This is a genomic window from Dyella kyungheensis (assembly GCF_049913195.1).
In the GTDB taxonomy this organism is placed as follows: Bacteria; Pseudomonadota; Gammaproteobacteria; order Xanthomonadales; family Rhodanobacteraceae; genus Dyella; species Dyella kyungheensis.
In genome coordinates this window covers 4,142,510-4,157,357 of record NZ_CP183983.1, presented here as the reverse complement: position 1 = coordinate 4,157,357, position 14,848 = coordinate 4,142,510, and the positions used below count along the sequence as shown (strand labels likewise).

At 66.2% G+C, this 14,848-nt stretch carries 13 protein-coding genes and 1 other RNA gene; all 14 read left to right on the top strand.

Translation table 11 applies throughout. The features are described from left to right. Window positions 1-51: 51 nt before the first annotated feature. The 14 genes from rnpB (at window position 52) to ftsA (ending at window position 14,799) form a co-directional block, all read left to right on the top strand. Window positions 52-418, top strand: an RNA gene (gene rnpB / locus ACN9MB_RS18770) — RNase P RNA component class A. Window positions 419-731: 313 nt separating this feature from the next. After that, a complete protein-coding gene (gene mraZ / locus ACN9MB_RS18765; protein WP_204637175.1) occupies window positions 732-1,178 on the top strand; it encodes a division/cell wall cluster transcriptional repressor MraZ in 447 nt (148 codons plus the stop codon). Window positions 1,179-1,234: 56 nt separating this feature from the next. Then, the gene (rsmH, locus tag ACN9MB_RS18760) at window positions 1,235-2,158 is read left to right on the top strand and encodes a 16S rRNA (cytosine(1402)-N(4))-methyltransferase RsmH (protein ID WP_426269877.1); all 924 of its coding nucleotides are present in this window, start codon (window positions 1,235-1,237) and stop codon (window positions 2,156-2,158) included. Continuing rightward, window positions 2,155-2,427, top strand: a complete 273-nt coding sequence (gene ftsL / locus ACN9MB_RS18755) for a cell division protein FtsL (RefSeq protein WP_204637173.1) — start codon at window positions 2,155-2,157, stop codon at window positions 2,425-2,427. Before rsmH ends, ftsL begins: the two co-directional genes overlap by 4 nt. Further along, window positions 2,424-4,235: a peptidoglycan D,D-transpeptidase FtsI family protein gene (locus ACN9MB_RS18750; RefSeq protein WP_204637172.1), complete on the top strand. Its 1,812-nt coding sequence runs from the start codon at window positions 2,424-2,426 to the stop codon at window positions 4,233-4,235. The genes ftsL and ACN9MB_RS18750 overlap by 4 nt, the downstream gene beginning before the upstream one ends. After that, window positions 4,232-5,704, top strand: coding sequence for a UDP-N-acetylmuramoyl-L-alanyl-D-glutamate--2,6-diaminopimelate ligase (locus tag ACN9MB_RS18745; RefSeq protein WP_426269876.1), 1,473 nt, complete (start codon window positions 4,232-4,234; stop codon window positions 5,702-5,704). The genes ACN9MB_RS18750 and ACN9MB_RS18745 overlap by 4 nt, the downstream gene beginning before the upstream one ends. Further along, a complete protein-coding gene (locus ACN9MB_RS18740; protein WP_426269875.1) occupies window positions 5,701-7,071 on the top strand; it encodes a UDP-N-acetylmuramoyl-tripeptide--D-alanyl-D-alanine ligase in 1,371 nt (456 codons plus the stop codon). The genes ACN9MB_RS18745 and ACN9MB_RS18740 overlap by 4 nt, the downstream gene beginning before the upstream one ends. Next, window positions 7,061-8,161: a phospho-N-acetylmuramoyl-pentapeptide-transferase gene (mraY, locus tag ACN9MB_RS18735; RefSeq protein WP_204637169.1), complete on the top strand. Its 1,101-nt coding sequence runs from the start codon at window positions 7,061-7,063 to the stop codon at window positions 8,159-8,161. The genes ACN9MB_RS18740 and mraY overlap by 11 nt, the downstream gene beginning before the upstream one ends. Before the next feature lies 1 nt (window position 8,162). Further along, window positions 8,163-9,398 (top strand): putative lipid II flippase FtsW, encoded by a 1,236-nt coding sequence (ftsW, locus tag ACN9MB_RS18730; protein ID WP_426269874.1) that lies wholly within the window; start codon window positions 8,163-8,165, stop codon window positions 9,396-9,398. Continuing rightward, complete coding sequence (gene murG, locus ACN9MB_RS18725) at window positions 9,395-10,468, top strand: undecaprenyldiphospho-muramoylpentapeptide beta-N-acetylglucosaminyltransferase (protein ID WP_426269873.1); 1,074 nt, start codon at window positions 9,395-9,397, stop codon at window positions 10,466-10,468. The genes ftsW and murG overlap by 4 nt, the downstream gene beginning before the upstream one ends. Further along, window positions 10,465-11,904 (top strand): UDP-N-acetylmuramate--L-alanine ligase, encoded by a 1,440-nt coding sequence (murC, locus tag ACN9MB_RS18720; RefSeq protein ID WP_426269872.1) that lies wholly within the window; start codon window positions 10,465-10,467, stop codon window positions 11,902-11,904. Before murG ends, murC begins: the two co-directional genes overlap by 4 nt. Beyond that, entirely contained in the window at window positions 11,901-12,836 is a 936-nt protein-coding gene (locus ACN9MB_RS18715; RefSeq protein WP_046972232.1) for a D-alanine--D-alanine ligase, read from the top strand. Before murC ends, ACN9MB_RS18715 begins: the two co-directional genes overlap by 4 nt. After that, complete coding sequence (locus tag ACN9MB_RS18710) at window positions 12,833-13,570, top strand: cell division protein FtsQ/DivIB (RefSeq protein WP_204637164.1); 738 nt, start codon at window positions 12,833-12,835, stop codon at window positions 13,568-13,570. Before ACN9MB_RS18715 ends, ACN9MB_RS18710 begins: the two co-directional genes overlap by 4 nt. Then, window positions 13,567-14,799 carry a cell division protein FtsA gene (gene ftsA, locus ACN9MB_RS18705; protein WP_204637163.1) on the top strand — a complete coding sequence of 411 codons (1,233 nt, stop codon included), beginning with the start codon at window positions 13,567-13,569 and terminating at the stop codon, window positions 14,797-14,799. Before ACN9MB_RS18710 ends, ftsA begins: the two co-directional genes overlap by 4 nt. Window positions 14,800-14,848 lie beyond the last annotated feature (49 nt).

Below are 14,848 nucleotides of genomic sequence, written 5' to 3'. Positions count from 1 at the left end.
ATTGCGCCGTCCGCAACTCGCTGAGACCTGTTTTCCACTAGAATCCGCGGTGGAGTCGGCCGGACAGTCGCGTCGCGCGCAAGCGCATCGAGGAAAGTCCGGGCTCCACAGGGCAGAGTGCCAGGTAACTCCTGGGCAGCGTGAGCTGACGGCCAGTGCAACAGAGAGCAGACCGCCGAACGGCATCTTCGGATGCGCGTGGTAAGGGTGAAAGGGTGCGGTAAGAGCGCACCGCACGCGGGGCTAACGTCGCGTGGCACGGTAAACCCCACTCGGAGCAAGACCAAATAGGGGAACGATAACGCGGCCCGCGTTGTTCCCGGGTAGGTTGCTGGAGCCTGGCGGTGACGCCAGGCCGAGAGGAATGACTGTCGCGCCGCAAGGCGTACAGAACCCGGCTTACAGGCCGACTCCACCTCCTTCACCACCGGTCGTCATCGTCTCGCCACTCGTTGGCGAGGCGATGACGGGCGTGGGTGGCGGGCCATGAACAGCGATTCATCTCGGGTGCCTTCAAGGACCTCGAAAAGCGTGACTGATGGCACGGTTTGAAATCAAAAAAACCCAGCCTTTCAAACACCTTCGAGTGTTTCCTCAGAAAGGGCTGGAATTACTGCCACATCACCGCCTTTCTCATTGATTCACAAGAAAAATTTCCTTGACAGTCTCAGGGGGCGAGACTATCGTGGGTTCCTGTGTGAAATCGTGGGAATTCGTGGGAGCTATCGGTCGTGTTCCAGGGCGAAACCGCCATCACCGTTGACGACAAAGGCCGCCTGGCCATTCCAACCGCGTACCGCGAGTTGGTGGCGGGCGCCTGCGCCAATCGTCTGGTGATCACCTACAACCCCTTCGAGTCGGGCTGCCTGTGGCTGTTCCCGTACGCGGAGTGGGAAAAGGTGCGCGACCAGGTCAACGCGCTTCCCAAGGTCAAGGCGGCTCACCGCGACATGCAGATGAAGCTGGTGGGTGCCGCGGCCGTAGTCGAGCCCGATACCGCCGCGCGTCTATTGCTGCCGGCCAGTCAGCGCGCGACCACGGGCATCGAGAAAAAGGCGGTTCTGCTGGGCATGGGCAACAAGTTCGAGCTTTGGAGCGAGCAGGCTCACCTGGCCAAGATCCGCCAGACCATCGGCGAAGACGAGATCACCAACGAGATGGCGGAGCTGCAGCTGTAACCGGCAACGGTGGCAGCGCGGCGCAGTAACGAGACGGGAGCGGGAGTGCAAGCGGCATGGCCGAGCGATTAGTGCACATCCCGGTGATGCTGGGTGAAGCAGTGGAGGGTCTCGCCGTGCAGGCTGGCGGGCGTTATCTCGATGGCACCTTTGGACGCGGCGGTCACGCACGCGCCGTGCTGTCGCGCCTCGGTCCCGACGGCCGCCTGTTGCTGATGGATCGCGACCCCACCGCCATCGCCACCGCGCAGGCGGAGCTGGCCGGCGATCCGCGCGTCTCCATCCGTCACGCCAATTTCTCCAGCATGGCCGAGTGGGACGAAACCGCGGAAGGCCTCGACGGCATCCTGCTCGACCTCGGCGTCTCCTCACCCCAGTTGGACGAAGCGGCGCGCGGTTTCAGCTTCATGGCCGATGCGCCGCTGGACATGCGCATGGACACGACGCAGGGCGAAAGCGCGGCGGATTTCCTGGCGCACGCCAGCGAGAAAGAGATCGCCGACGTGCTGTGGAACTATGGCGACGAGCGCTTCAGCCGCAAGATCGCCCGCGCCATCGTCGAGGACCGGGTGGAGAATCCGATCACCCGTACCGGCCAGCTGGCGGCGTTGATCGAGCGCCTGATCGGCCGCCGCGAGCCGGGCAAGCATCCGGCCACGCGCAGTTTCCAGGCCTTGCGCATCCACGTGAACGGCGAACTGGAAGCGCTCGAGCACGGGCTGAATGCCGCGCTCGACCTGCTCAAGGTCGGCGGGCGCCTGTCCATCATCAGCTTCCACTCGCTGGAAGATCGCGCGGTGAAGCTGTTCATCCGCGACCACTCCGGCCGTGTGCAGGGCAGTCGCCGTGGTCCGCCGGTGGCGGCCGCGCCTGCCCGCCTTGCCGCGGTCGGCAAGGCCCAATTTCCCTCGGATGCCGAGCTGTCCGTCAATCCGCGCGCCCGTTCGGCGGTGCTGCGCGTGGCGGAGAAGCTCGCATGAGGGTACTCGGCGGCATCTTCATGTTCATCCTGATCGCGGCGGTGCTTTCCAGCGCCATTGCCGTGGTGTGGACGCGCCATGAGAGCCGCGTGCTGTTCGTCGAGCTGACCCGCCTGCAGAACCAGCGCGACGACCTCAACATCGAGTACGGCAAGCTGGAGCTGGAGCAGGCCACCTGGGCCGAGCCGCGTCGCGTGGACGACGAGGCGCGCCAGGTGCTCGGCATGCTCAATCCGAAGCCGCAAGACATCCAGTTGGTGCGTCAATGAAGCCGCGCCAGCGCACCTCGCCGACTGCGCGCCGCCACGCCGCGGCACCCAGCTCCCGTCGCCGCATGCTGGTGATGGGCGGCGTGCTCGCGGTCGCCTCGCTGGCGCTGGCAGCGCGCGCGTTCGACATGCAGGTGGTGCGCAAGGACTTCTATCAGAACCAGGCCGACGCCCGCATCCTGCGCGAAGTGCCCATCGCGGTGTCGCGCGGCACCATCTTCGATCGCAACGGCGAGCCGCTGGCGGTGTCCACGCCGGTGGTCTCGATCTGGGCCAACCCGGCCGAGGTGCTGGACAACGAAGACAAATTGCCGGCGCTGGCCAAGGCCATCGGCATGGATGCGGATGCGCTCAAGCAGTATCTGGCGCAGCGTTCGGAGCGCGAGTTCGTCTATCTGAAGCGTCAGATGCCGCCGGATGCAGCGCAAGTGGTGCTCGACCTGGGCGTGCCGGGCGTCAACGGCCAGCGCGAATTCCGCCGTTTCTATCCGTCCGGTCCGGTGATGGCGCACGTGCTGGGCTTCACCAATATCGACGACCACGGCCAGGAAGGCCTGGAACTGGCGTTCGACGATTGGCTGGCCGGCAAGGAAGGGCGCAAGCGCGTGATTCGCGACCGCCAGGGCCACGTGGTGGAAGATCTCGAACTGGTGCGCGCGCCGCAGCCGGGGCGCGACATCACGCTCAGCATCGACCGCCGGATCCAGTTCCTCGCCTATAACGAGCTGAAGAACACCATCCAGCAGTCGGATGCCGACTCCGGTTCGATCGTGATCCTGGACGTGCGCACGGGCGAAGTGTTGGCCATGGTGAACTGGCCGACCTACAACCCCAACGCGCTGCGCGGCAGCGATCCGTCGAGCCGCCGCAACCGTGCGATGACCGACGTGGTGGAACCGGGTTCCACCATCAAGCCGTTCTTGATGGCCGCGGCGTTGTCCAGCGGCAAATACACGCCGACCGGCCCGATGGTCGATACCGGCAACGGCAACTTCTATTACATCTCGCACACCATCCGCGACACGCACGCCTACGGCCTGTTGTCGCCCACGGGCATCATCGCCAAGTCCAGCAATATCGGCGCCGCCAAGGTGGCGATGACGCTCGATACCGGCCTGATGTCCGACACCTATCGCGCGTTCGGCTTCGGCAACAGCACCAACAGCGGTTTTCCGGGCGAAGCGTCGGGCTATCTCAAGCCAGGCAAGAGCTGGGGCATGCTTGAGAAGGCGATTCTTGCCTATGGCTACGGCCTCAACGTGACGCCGCTACAACTGGCCAATGGCTACGCCACCATTGCCGACAACGGCGTGATGCACCTGCCCACCTTCGTGAAGGGTTCGGACAACGAGCCCAAGCAGATCATCGATCCGAAGATTGCCAACGAGTTGGTGCAGATGATGGTGGCGGTCACCCAGCCGGGCGGCACGGGCGCCCCGTATGCATGGATTCCGAACTACGGCGTGGCCGGCAAGAGCGGCACGGCGCACAAGGCGACGGCCGGCGGTTACTCGAAGAACAACTACAGTTCGGCCTTCGCCGGCATCGTGCCCGCTTCCAGTCCGCGCTTGGCGGCGGTGGTGGTGATCGACAATCCCCGGAAGGGCAGCTACTACGGCGCGCTGGTCTCCGGCCCTGTCTTCGTCAAAGTGCTGGATGGCGCACTGCGCCTGCTGGACGTGCCTCCAGACAACATCGGTCGCTGGTATGTCGGCGGACCACTGCAAGGACAAAACGGTTTGACCGGCACCAAACAGCCCACGGTGGAAACCGTGGACGATGCACCGGTCGAGGGAGCCACGCCATGAGCGCCCGCCTCGACCAACTGCTCCAAGGCATCGCCGAGACCCAGGGTGTCGGCGATATCGTCGTTTCGGGACTCACCCTCGATTCGCGCCAGGTGCGTCCGGGCGATGCCTTCTTCGCCCTGCGCGGCACGCGCGAGCATGGCATCGCCTTTGCGCGCGGCGCCGTCGAGCGCGGTGCGCGCGTGGTGCTGGCCGAAGCGCCTGCCGCGCACGCCGACAGCCTCGACGTGCCGGTGTTGTGGGTGGATGGCCTGCACGGCAAGGTGGGGGAGATCGCCGCGCGCTTCTTCGGCCGTCCGTCCGACTCGCTGCGCGTGATCGGCGTGACTGGCACCAACGGCAAGACCTCCACCGTGCAAATGCTGGCGCAGGCGTTGGAACACCTGGGCCATCGCGCGGCCACCATCGGCACGCTCGGTGCGGGCTTGCATGGCCGCCTCAACGAAGGCGAACGCACTACGCCCGATGCCATCAACGTGCAGGGCCTGCTCGCCTCGTTCCGCGACGAGGGCGCCACCCATGTGGCGATGGAAGTGTCCTCGCATGCGCTGGAGCAGGGCCGCGTGGCCGCCGTCGCGTTCGAGGTCGCAGCGTTCACCAATCTCACCCGCGACCACCTCGATTACCACGGCAGCATGGAAGCCTATGGCGAAGCCAAGGCCAAGTTGTTCGCCTGGCCCTCGCTGAAAGCGGCGGCCATCAATATCGACGATACCTTTGGCCGCACGCTTGCCCAGCGCCTGCCGCCGGGCGTACAGGCGCTGCGCCTGAGCACGGAAAGCCACGCGGACGCCGACGTTCGCGCGGTGAACATCGTCACCTCGGCCGAAGGGCTGGCATTCGACCTGCAGACGCCGTGGGGCACGCACGCAGTGCGCAGCCGTCTGCTGGGCCGCTTCAATGTCGCCAACCTGCTGGCGGTGATCGCCTGCCTGGGCGCGCTCGGCGAATCGTTCGAGCGCATCGTCGAGGCGGTGGAATCGCTGGAGCCGATCAATGGGCGGATGAACCGCCTCGGCGGCGTGTCGAAGCTGCCGCTGGTGGTGGTCGACTACGCGCATACGCCGGATGCGCTCGAGCAGGCGCTCACCGCCTTGCGCGCGCACTGCGAAGGAAAACTGATCTGCGTGTTCGGTTGCGGCGGCGACCGCGATGCAGGCAAGCGTCCGCAGATGGGCGCCATCGCCGAACGCCTGGCGGACCACATCATCATCACCGACGACAATCCGCGCACCGAAAACGGCGACGTCATCGTGGCCAACATCGTGGCCGGGTTGCGTCACCCCGATAGGGCCGGGATCGAGCGCGACCGTGGCTCGGCGATCGAACAGGCATTGGCCCTGGCGCTGCCGGGCGACGTCGTGCTGATTGCCGGCAAGGGTCACGAGACCTATCAGGAAGGTGCCCACGGCAAGCGGCCGTTCGACGACCTGGCCGTTGCACGCCAGGTGCTGGAGGGCCGCGCATGATGCGCTTGAGCGCCATCGCGCTGTGGACCCGCGGCCACCTGATCGGTGCCGACGTGGACGTCATGCGCGTCACCATCGACACGCGCAAGCTGCAGGCGGGCGACCTGTTCGTCGCCATCAAGGGCGAGCGCGTCGACGGTCACGATTTTCTTGCCGACGCCATGGCGCGCGGCGCCATCGCCGCGCTGGTGACGCGCAAGGTCGATTCGCCGTTGCCTCAAGTCGTGGTGGACGATACCGCGCTGGCGCTGGGCGATCTGGCCAGTGCGGTGCGCGCGCAGGGCAATGTGCGCGTGATCGGCATTACCGGTTCCAATGGCAAGACCACGGTGAAGACGCTCACCGCGTCGATCCTGTCGCGTCACGGCCGCACGCATGTCAACGCGGGCAACTACAACAACGAGCTCGGCCTGCCGCTGACCCTGCTGGCGATGCCGCAGGACACCGAATACGCCGTGCTCGAAATGGGCGCCGGCAAGCCGGGCGACATCGCCTATCTCGCTGCCATCGCGCGGCCCGATATCGGCCTCGTCAACACCATCGCGCCCGCGCATCTTGAGCGCATGGGCAGCGTGGAAGGCGTGGCCGAGACCAAGGGCGCGCTGTATCAGGCTTTGCCGGTCGACGGCGTGGCGATCATCAATGCGGACGACGCGTTCGCCAGCTTCTTCGCGGGGCTGGCCGGCACACGTCGCCAGTTGCGCTTCGGTTTGGACCACAAGGCCGACATCGGCGCGGATATCGTCGACCAGCGCGTCGACGGCTCGCATTTCGTGTTGAGCACGCCGGTGGGCGATGCCGACGTGCATTTGCCTCTGGCTGGCCGCCACAACATTGCCAATGCGCTGGCGGCCGCGTCGATCGCACTGGCGCTCGAGGTGCCGCTGGACACCATCGTGGAAGGCCTCGAGCAGGTGCCCGGCGTCGCCGGTCGTCTGCAGCTCGAGCGCATGCCGGGTGGCTGGACGCTGATCGACGACAGCTACAACGCCAACCCCGGTTCGGTCGGCGCTGCCATCGACACGCTCGCGCTGGCCGAAGGCGAACGGTGGCTGGTGCTGGGCGACATGGCGGAACTGGGCGACAACGCAGCTGCGCTGCATGCCGGCATCGGCGAGCGCGCCCGCCAGCACGGCATCGATCGCCTGTTCGCCGTGGGGCCGCTGAGCGCGGCCGCCATCAAGGCGTTCGGCGCGCGCGGCGAGCATTTCGCCGACAAGGCGGCACTGGCCGCCGCACTCAAGCAACAACTGCACGGCGGCGTCACCTGCCTGGTCAAGGGCTCGCGTTCCGCTGGCATGGATCAAGTCGTCGTCGCGCTTCGCGACCACAAGGGAAATGGGGAGGGCACATCCGATGCTGCTTGAACTCGCAGACTGGATGGCTCGGCACTTCACCGCCCTGCATCTGTTCCAGTACATCACGTTCCGCACCATCATGGCCGCGCTCACCGCGCTGGCGATGTCGCTGCTGTTTGGTCCGGTGCTCATCCAGAAGCTCGCCGAACTCAAGGCGGGGCAGGTGGTGCGCAAGGACGGTCCGCAGACGCACCTGGCCAAGGCCGGCACGCCCACCATGGGCGGCGTGATGATCCTGCTGGCCGTGACGCTGTCCACCCTGCTGTGGACCGACCTGCACAACCGCTACGTGTGGCTGGTGCTGGCGGTGATGCTGTGCTTCGGCGTGATCGGCTTCTACGACGACTACAAGAAGCTGGTGCTGAAGGACAGCCGCGGGCTGGCGTCGCGCTGGAAGTATTTCTGGCAGTCGGTGTTCGGCCTCGCGGCGGCGCTGTTCCTCTATTACACGGCGCCGCATGCCAACGGTGCGCTGCCGGTGGCGGAAACCGCGCTGTACGTGCCGCTGTTCAAGCAGGTCGCGTTGCCGCTGGGTTTCCTGTTCGTGGTGGTCGCCTACTTCATGATCGTGGGCTTCTCCAACGCGGTGAACCTCACCGACGGCCTCGATGGTCTCGCCATCATGCCGACCGTGCTGGTGTCGGGCGCGCTGGGCGTGTTCGCCTATCTCGCCGGCAACCGCGTGTTCTCCGAATACCTGGGCATTCCCTCGATTCCGGGCGCAGGCGAGCTGGCGATCTTCTGCGGCGCGCTGTCCGGTGCGGGCCTGGGTTTCCTGTGGTTCAACACGTATCCCGCGCAGGTGTTCATGGGCGACGTCGGTGCATTGGCGATCGGTGCCGCGCTGGCCGCCATCGCCGTGATCGTGCGCCAGGAAATCGTGCTGCTGGTGATGGGCGGGGTGTTCGTGATGGAAACCGCCTCGGTAATGATCCAGGTGGCCAGCTTCAAGATGACCGGCAAGCGCGTGTTCCGCATGGCGCCCATCCATCATCACTTCGAACTCAAGGGCTGGCCCGAGCCTCGGGTGATCGTGCGCTTCTGGATCATCAGCGTCGTGCTGGTGCTGATCGGCCTCGCCACGTTGAAGGTGCGCTGAGATGATCTTCGACACCACGCAAGCCAAACGACGACAGGGTCCCCGCGGCAGCTTCGACATGCTGCTGGTGATCGCGCTCGTCGGTCTGGCGTGCGTCGGTGTCGTGATGGTCACCTCCAGCTCCATCGCGGTGGCCGACAGTCAGCACATGGGGGCGTTCTATTTCCTCAAGCGTCATCTGCTGTTCCTGACCCTGGGGACCGTGCTGGCGGGCTTCGCCATGCGCACCGAGCTGAAGCTGCTGGAGAAGCACGCCTGGATGATGTTCGGCGGCGCGGTGGTGCTGCTGGTGCTGGTGTTCGTGCCCGGTATCGGCATGCGGCTCAACGGCGCGCATCGCTGGCTCAATTTCCGCTTCACCACGTTCCAGCCGGTAGAGGCAGTCAAGCTGATCCTGGTCGTCTACGTGGCCAGCTACCTCGTGCGCCATCGCGAAAGTGTGGAAAGCAGTTTCTGGGGCTTGTTCAAGCCGATCATGGTGGCGGGCCTGTTCGTGGTGATGCTGCTGGTGCAGCCGGACTTCGGCTCGGCCACGCTGATGATCGCGGTGACCATCGGCATGATCTGGATGGGCGGCGCCAAGCCGGTGTTCCTCGGTGGCATGGGCCTGCCGGTGGTGGCGTTGCTGTGGTTCGTGGCGAAGTTCGAGCCCTACCGCATGCGCCGACTGACCTCGTTCGTCGATCCCTGGGCCGATCCGTTCAACGACGGTTTCCAGCTCACGCAGTCGCTGATGGCCATCGGTCGCGGCGAGTGGACGGGCGTGGGCCTGGGATCGAGCGTGCTGAAGCTCTCGTATCTGCCCGAGGCGCATACCGACTTCATCTTTGCGGTGATCTCCGAAGAATTCGGTCTCGCCGGCATCCTGTTCGTGATGCTGCTGTTCGGCGTCGCCGTGGGGCGCGGCCTGTACCTGGGCGTCAAGGGCATGGAAATCGGCCAGCGTTTCGCCGGCTACGTGGCGTGCGGCATCTCGCTGATGATCGGCCTGCAGGCGATGGTCTCCATCGGCGTGAACCTGGGCGCGCTGCCGACCAAGGGACTCACGTTGCCGCTGATCAGCTATGGCGGTTCGTCCATCGTGCTCACCTGCGCGATGGCTGGCGTGCTGCTGCGTACCACTTATGAAATCAATCGCGCGCTCGATGCACGCCAGATGGCCACGCGCATGCCGGCCAACGCCGTGCCGGATGCCAACGCAGCTGTCGTGCCCGGGCGCGAGGCGGTGACCGCATGAGCGCGCCCAAGCCTGTGCTGATCATGGCCGGCGGCACCGGCGGCCACATTTTCCCGGGCCTGGCCGTGGCCGAGGCGCTGCGTGCGCGCGGCGTGCCGGTCGTATGGCTCGGCGCCGAAGGCGGTATGGAAACCAAGGTGGTGCCGGCGCACGGCATCGAGTTGGTGACGGTGCCGGTAGGTGGCCTGCGCGGCAAGGGACTGAAGACGCGCCTGCTCGCGCCGCTCATGCTGGCGCGCGCATTGGTTTCGTCGTTGTCCGCGCTGCGCCGGATCAAACCGCGCAGCGTGCTGTCGATGGGCGGCTACGTGGCCGGTCCCGGCGGCGTGGCGGCACGCATGACACGTCGCCCGCTGCTGGTGCACGAACAGAATCGCGTCGCCGGTTTCACCAATCGCAAGCTCGCCAGTCACGCGCAGCGCGTGCTCGCTGGTTTCAGCGATGCGCTGCCCAATGCCGAATGGGTGGGTAACCCGGTGCGCGGCGCCATCGCTGCGTTGCCGTCGCCGCGCGAGCGCATGGGTGGCCGCAGCGGACGTCCGCGTCTGCTGGTGCTGGGCGGCAGCCTCGGCGCGCGTGCATTGAATATCGCCTTGCCGCAGGCGTTGGCGTTGATGTCGCCGTCGCAGCGACCCGAGGTGCTGCACCAGTGCGGCAACCGCGGCATCGATGAGGCGCGCGCGGCCTATGCGAAAGCGGGCGTGGAAGCGCAGATCGTGCCCTTTATCGAGGACATGGCCGGCACCTACGCATGGGCGGATCTCGCCGTGTGCCGCGCCGGTGCGCTGACCCTGGCCGAGCTAACCGCTGCCGGACTCGGCGCGGTGCTCGTGCCGTTTCCGTATGCGGTGGACGACCACCAGACCCGCAATGCGGAGGCGCTGGTCGCCGCGCATGCGGCCGAGTTGATGCAGGAGAAGGACCTGGACGTACAGCAGTTGGCGCAACGCCTGGAAGCGTTGCTGGATAACCGCGAGCGCATGATCGCGATGGCCGAAGCCGCGCGGACGCTGGCCAAACCCGATGCCGCGGATGTGATTGCACGCGCCTGCATGGAGGTCGCCGCATGACCCCGCGTCGCCTGCTTGCGCACGAAGACTTGATGACCACGTTCCGCCGCGTGCATTTCATCGGCATCGGTGGCGTGGGCATGAGCGGCATCGCCGAAGTGCTGCACAACCTCGGCTATGCGGTCTCCGGTTCGGACCGTTCGAATTCGCCGACGGCGCAGCGCCTGGCCAGCCTCGGCATCGTGGTACACGTGGGTCACGCCGCCGAGCATATTGGCGACGCCGACGTGGTCGTCACTTCCAGCGCCATCAAGGCCGAGAATCCCGAGCTGCAGGCTGCACGCGCCGCGCGCATCCCGGTGGTGCCGCGCGCCGAGATGCTGGGCGAGCTGATGCGTTTCCGCCGGGGCATCGCCATCGCGGGCACGCACGGCAAGACCACCACCACCAGTCTCGCCGCCAGCGTGCTGGCCGAAGCGAACTACGACCCGACCTTCGTCATCGGCGGCCAGCTCAACGCAGCCGGTGCCAATGCGCGGCTCGGCACCGGCCAGTACATCGTGGCTGAAGCCGATGAATCGGATGGTTCGTTCCTGATGTTGTCGCCGGTGATCGCCGCGATCACCAATATCGACGCGGATCATCTGGAGAACTACAACAACGATTTCGCGCAGGTGAAGAAAGCCTTCGACGATTTCCTGCACCGCCTGCCGTTCTACGGCCTGGCCGTGCTCTGCGTCGACGATCCGGAAGTCGCCGCGCTGGCGAAGTCGACCACGCGCCGCGTGATGACCTACGGCATCGAGACGCAGGACGCCGACGTGCGCGCGAGCCATCTCTCGCAGCACGGTTTCGAAATGCACTTCGACCTGTGGCTGCCGGGCCGCAACGAAGCCCTGCACGTGAAGTTGAACCTGCCGGGCCGCCACAACGTGCTCAACGCACTGGCCGCCGCCACCATCGGCTGGCAGCTGGGCGTGGAAGCCGAAGCGATCGCGCGCGCGCTGGAAGCGTTCCAGGGCGTGGGTCGCCGTTTCCATCGCCGCGGCGAGATCGCATTGGACCAGGGCAATGTGCTGCTGGTGGATGACTACGGCCATCACCCGCGCGAACTGGCGGCGGTGTTTGCCGCTGCCCGCGGCGGTTGGCCGGATCGCCGCCTGGTGGTCGGTTTCCAGCCGCATCGATACAGCCGCACGCGCGATCTGCTCGACGACTTCGCCAACGTGCTCGCCGAAGCCGACGTGCTGGTGCTGACCGAAATCTACGCGGCCGGCGAAGCACCGATCGCGGGCGCCGACGGCCGTGCGCTGGCGCGCGCCGTGCGCGCACGCGGCAAGGTCGATCCGGTGCTGATCGATCATCCGCGCGATTTCAAGGAAACGCTGCCCGCGCTGCTGCGCGACGGCGATCTGTTGCTGCTGCTTGGCGCCGGCGATATCGGCGCTGCGGCGGTGGAGCTGGCCAACGCCGGTCATCTGAGGACGAACAAGTGAGCAAGACGATCACCGATCCCGCACAGTTTGGTCGCGTCGCCGTGGTGATGGGCGGCAGCTCGGCCGAACGCGAGGTCTCGCTGGACTCCGGTCGCAACGTGCTTGCGGCGCTGCAGGCGCGCGGCGTGGATGCGCATGCCATCGACGGCATCCCGGCGCTGCTCGATGCGGTGCGTGCGGGTCACTTCGCTCGCGTGTTCAATATTCTCCACGGCGGTGGCGGCGAGAACGGCGAATTGCAGGGTGCGTTGCAGTCGTTGCGCGTGCCGTTCACCGGTTCGGGCGTGTTGGGCTCCGCGCTGTCGCTGGACAAGATTCGCGCCAAGCTGGTGTGGCAGGCACTTGGCTTGCCCACGCCGAAGTTCAAGGCGTTGCCGCGTGGCGCCGACGTGCACGCCGCCGCGCGCGAGATCGGTTTCCCGTTGATCGTGAAGCCGGCCTGGGAAGGCTCCAGCGTCGGCGTCTCGCGCGTGTTCAAGGAAGAAGACCTCGACGAGGCCGTGGCTCTCGCTCAGCGCTATCCCGGCGACATGCTGATGGAAACGCTGATCGAGGGCGGCGAGTACACCGTCGGCGTGCTCGATCGCCAGGTGCTGGCCACCATCAACATCGTGCCCAAGGGCGAGTACTACGACTACAACGCCAAGTACATCGCCGAAGACACGCAGTACATCTGCCCGGGTCTGCGCGGCGACGACGAGCGCGAGATGCAGGAACTGGCGCTGCGCGCGTTCGATGCGCTGGCGTGTTCCGGTTGGGGTCGCGTGGACGTGATGCGCGACAAGCAGGGCCGCAACTGGCTGCTGGAAGTGAACACGGCGCCGGGCATGACCTCGCATTCGCTGGTGCCCAAGGCGGCCGCTGTCGCCGGCATCGACTACCAGACGCTGTGCTGGCGCGTGTTGGAAACGAGCTTCCGGGAGGGCGTGTGAGGGGAACCGTCCGCCTCGTTGCCTGGGTTTTGGCCATCGCGCTCGTGGCGCTGCCGATCGTCGGCGTGCTGCGCGGATGGTTTGCGGCCAATCGTTGGCCGGTGACCCAGTTGATGGTGCAAGCCGAGTTCAAGCATGTCACCGAGGACTCGCTTCGTTCGGTGGTGATGCCGCGCCTCGGCAAGGGGTTCTTTGCGCTCGATCTCGATGGCGTGCAGAAGGCCGTGGCCGCGTTGCCGTGGGTGGAATCGGTGGAAGCACGCAAGCGCTGGCCCGACACGCTGATCCTGCGCATCTACGAACGCCAGCCGTTTGCGCGCTGGAACGAAAAACAATTGATCAGCCGCCAGGGACTGGTGTTCGACGTGCCCGATGTCTCGGCGAACACCGATCTACCCGACCTGCGCGGTCCGGACGCGCGGCTGGCGGAAGTGGTGAGCTTCTACGCGGAAACGCAGAAGGCGTTCACCAACACGAAACTGAAAATCACCGGCGTCTCGCTCACCGAGCGTGGCAGCTGGAGTCTGACCACCAGCAGCGGCGCGCAGATCGTCATCGGCGACCGCGACCAGGCGGGCCGGCGCCTGCGCCGCTTCCTGGATGTCTACCCCCAATTGATGGCGGGCCATAGCGATGGCTTCGCCTATGCCGATCTTCGATACACCAATGGATTTGCCGTTCGATGGCCGCCCCAGGCGAACACCGTGAACGCTGGAGGCTCACCCCGCACATGAAGACCAAGAACGACAAGCAGCTAGTCGTCGGCCTCGACATCGGCACCTCGAAAGTGGTGGCGATCGTGGGCGAGTACGAGCCTGGCGAACCGATCGAAGTGATCGGTATCGGCACCCACGTGTCGCGCGGCATGAAGCGCGGCTCGGTGGTCGATATCGAATCGACCGTGCACTCGATCCAGCGCGCGGTGGAAGAGGCCGAGCTGATGGCGGGCTGCGATATCCGTTCGGTCTACGCCTCCATTTCCGGCAGTCACCTGGAAACCAAGAACTCCCACGGCACCGCCGCGATCCGCGATCGCGAAGTGACCCCGGGCGATCTGGAGCAGGTGCTGGAAGCGGCCAGCGCGGTCGCCATTCCGGCGGACCGCAAGGTGCTCTACAAGGAATCGCAGGAATACCGCATCGACGGCCAGGATGGCATCCGCTCGCCGGTCGGCATGAGCGGCGTGCGCCTGGAAGCGAGCGTGCATCTGGTCACCGGTGCCGCGGCGGCGGTGCAGAACATCAGCAAGTGCATCCAGCGCTGCGGTCTCACCGTGGACGAGCTGGTGCCGTCCGCCGTGGCCAGCGCCAAGTCCGTGCTGACCGACGACGAGCGCGAGCTGGGCGTGTGCCTGGTCGACATCGGCGCCGGTACCACCGACATCGCCATCTATACGCAGGGCGCGATCCGCTACACCAAGTCGCTGCCGGTGGGCGGCGACCAGGTGACCAACGACATCGCCTACGGCGTGCACACGCCGACCGCGCATGCCGAAGAGATCAAGATCAAGTACGCCTGCGCGCTGGCCCAGCTGGCGCACGCCGAGGAAACCATCCAGGTGCCGAGCGTGGGCGATCGTCCGCCGCGCCGTCTCGCACGCCAGTCGCTGGCCCAGTCGGTGCAGGCGCGCTACGAGGAAATCTTCGAGATGGTGCAGGACGAGCTGCGCCGCTCCGGCTACGAAAGCCTGGTGGCGGCCGGCGTGGTGCTCACCGGCGGTGCGTCGCGCATGGAAGGTGCGCTGGAGCTGGCCGAGGAGATCTTCCACAAGATGGTGCGCGTGGGCGTGCCGCAACACGTCAGTGGCCTGGGCGAAGTGGTCGCCAATCCGCTGCATTCCACCGGCGTGGGCCTGCTGTTGCACGGCGCGCGCTCGGGCGGCATGCGCGTGAGCGGCCCGTCCGGCGGCAGCGTCGGCGGACTGGTGGACAAGTTGCGCGGCTGGATCACCAAGAATTTTTAATTGGGCAGGGCATGAAGCCTGGCCTAGGACGAATGGATGTTCGTCCGCC

Excerpts from the sequence above, each read along its gene's own strand:
- ftsW (WP_426269874.1), top strand. The coding sequence starts at position 8,163 with ATGATCTTCGACACCACGCAAGCCAAACGACGACAGGGTCCCCGCGGC.
- ftsL (WP_204637173.1), top strand. The coding sequence starts at position 2,155 with ATGAGGGTACTCGGCGGCATCTTCATGTTCATCCTGATCGCGGCGGTG.
- rsmH (WP_426269877.1), top strand. The coding sequence starts at position 1,235 with ATGGCCGAGCGATTAGTGCACATCCCGGTGATGCTGGGTGAAGCAGTG.
- ftsA (WP_204637163.1), top strand. The coding sequence starts at position 13,567 with ATGAAGACCAAGAACGACAAGCAGCTAGTCGTCGGCCTCGACATCGGC.
- murG (WP_426269873.1), top strand. The coding sequence starts at position 9,395 with ATGAGCGCGCCCAAGCCTGTGCTGATCATGGCCGGCGGCACCGGCGGC.
- ACN9MB_RS18740 (WP_426269875.1), top strand. The coding sequence starts at position 5,701 with ATGATGCGCTTGAGCGCCATCGCGCTGTGGACCCGCGGCCACCTGATC.
- ACN9MB_RS18745 (WP_426269876.1), top strand. The coding sequence starts at position 4,232 with ATGAGCGCCCGCCTCGACCAACTGCTCCAAGGCATCGCCGAGACCCAG.
- mraY (WP_204637169.1), top strand. The coding sequence starts at position 7,061 with ATGCTGCTTGAACTCGCAGACTGGATGGCTCGGCACTTCACCGCCCTG.
- ACN9MB_RS18750 (WP_204637172.1), top strand. The coding sequence starts at position 2,424 with ATGAAGCCGCGCCAGCGCACCTCGCCGACTGCGCGCCGCCACGCCGCG.
- murC (WP_426269872.1), top strand. The coding sequence starts at position 10,465 with ATGACCCCGCGTCGCCTGCTTGCGCACGAAGACTTGATGACCACGTTC.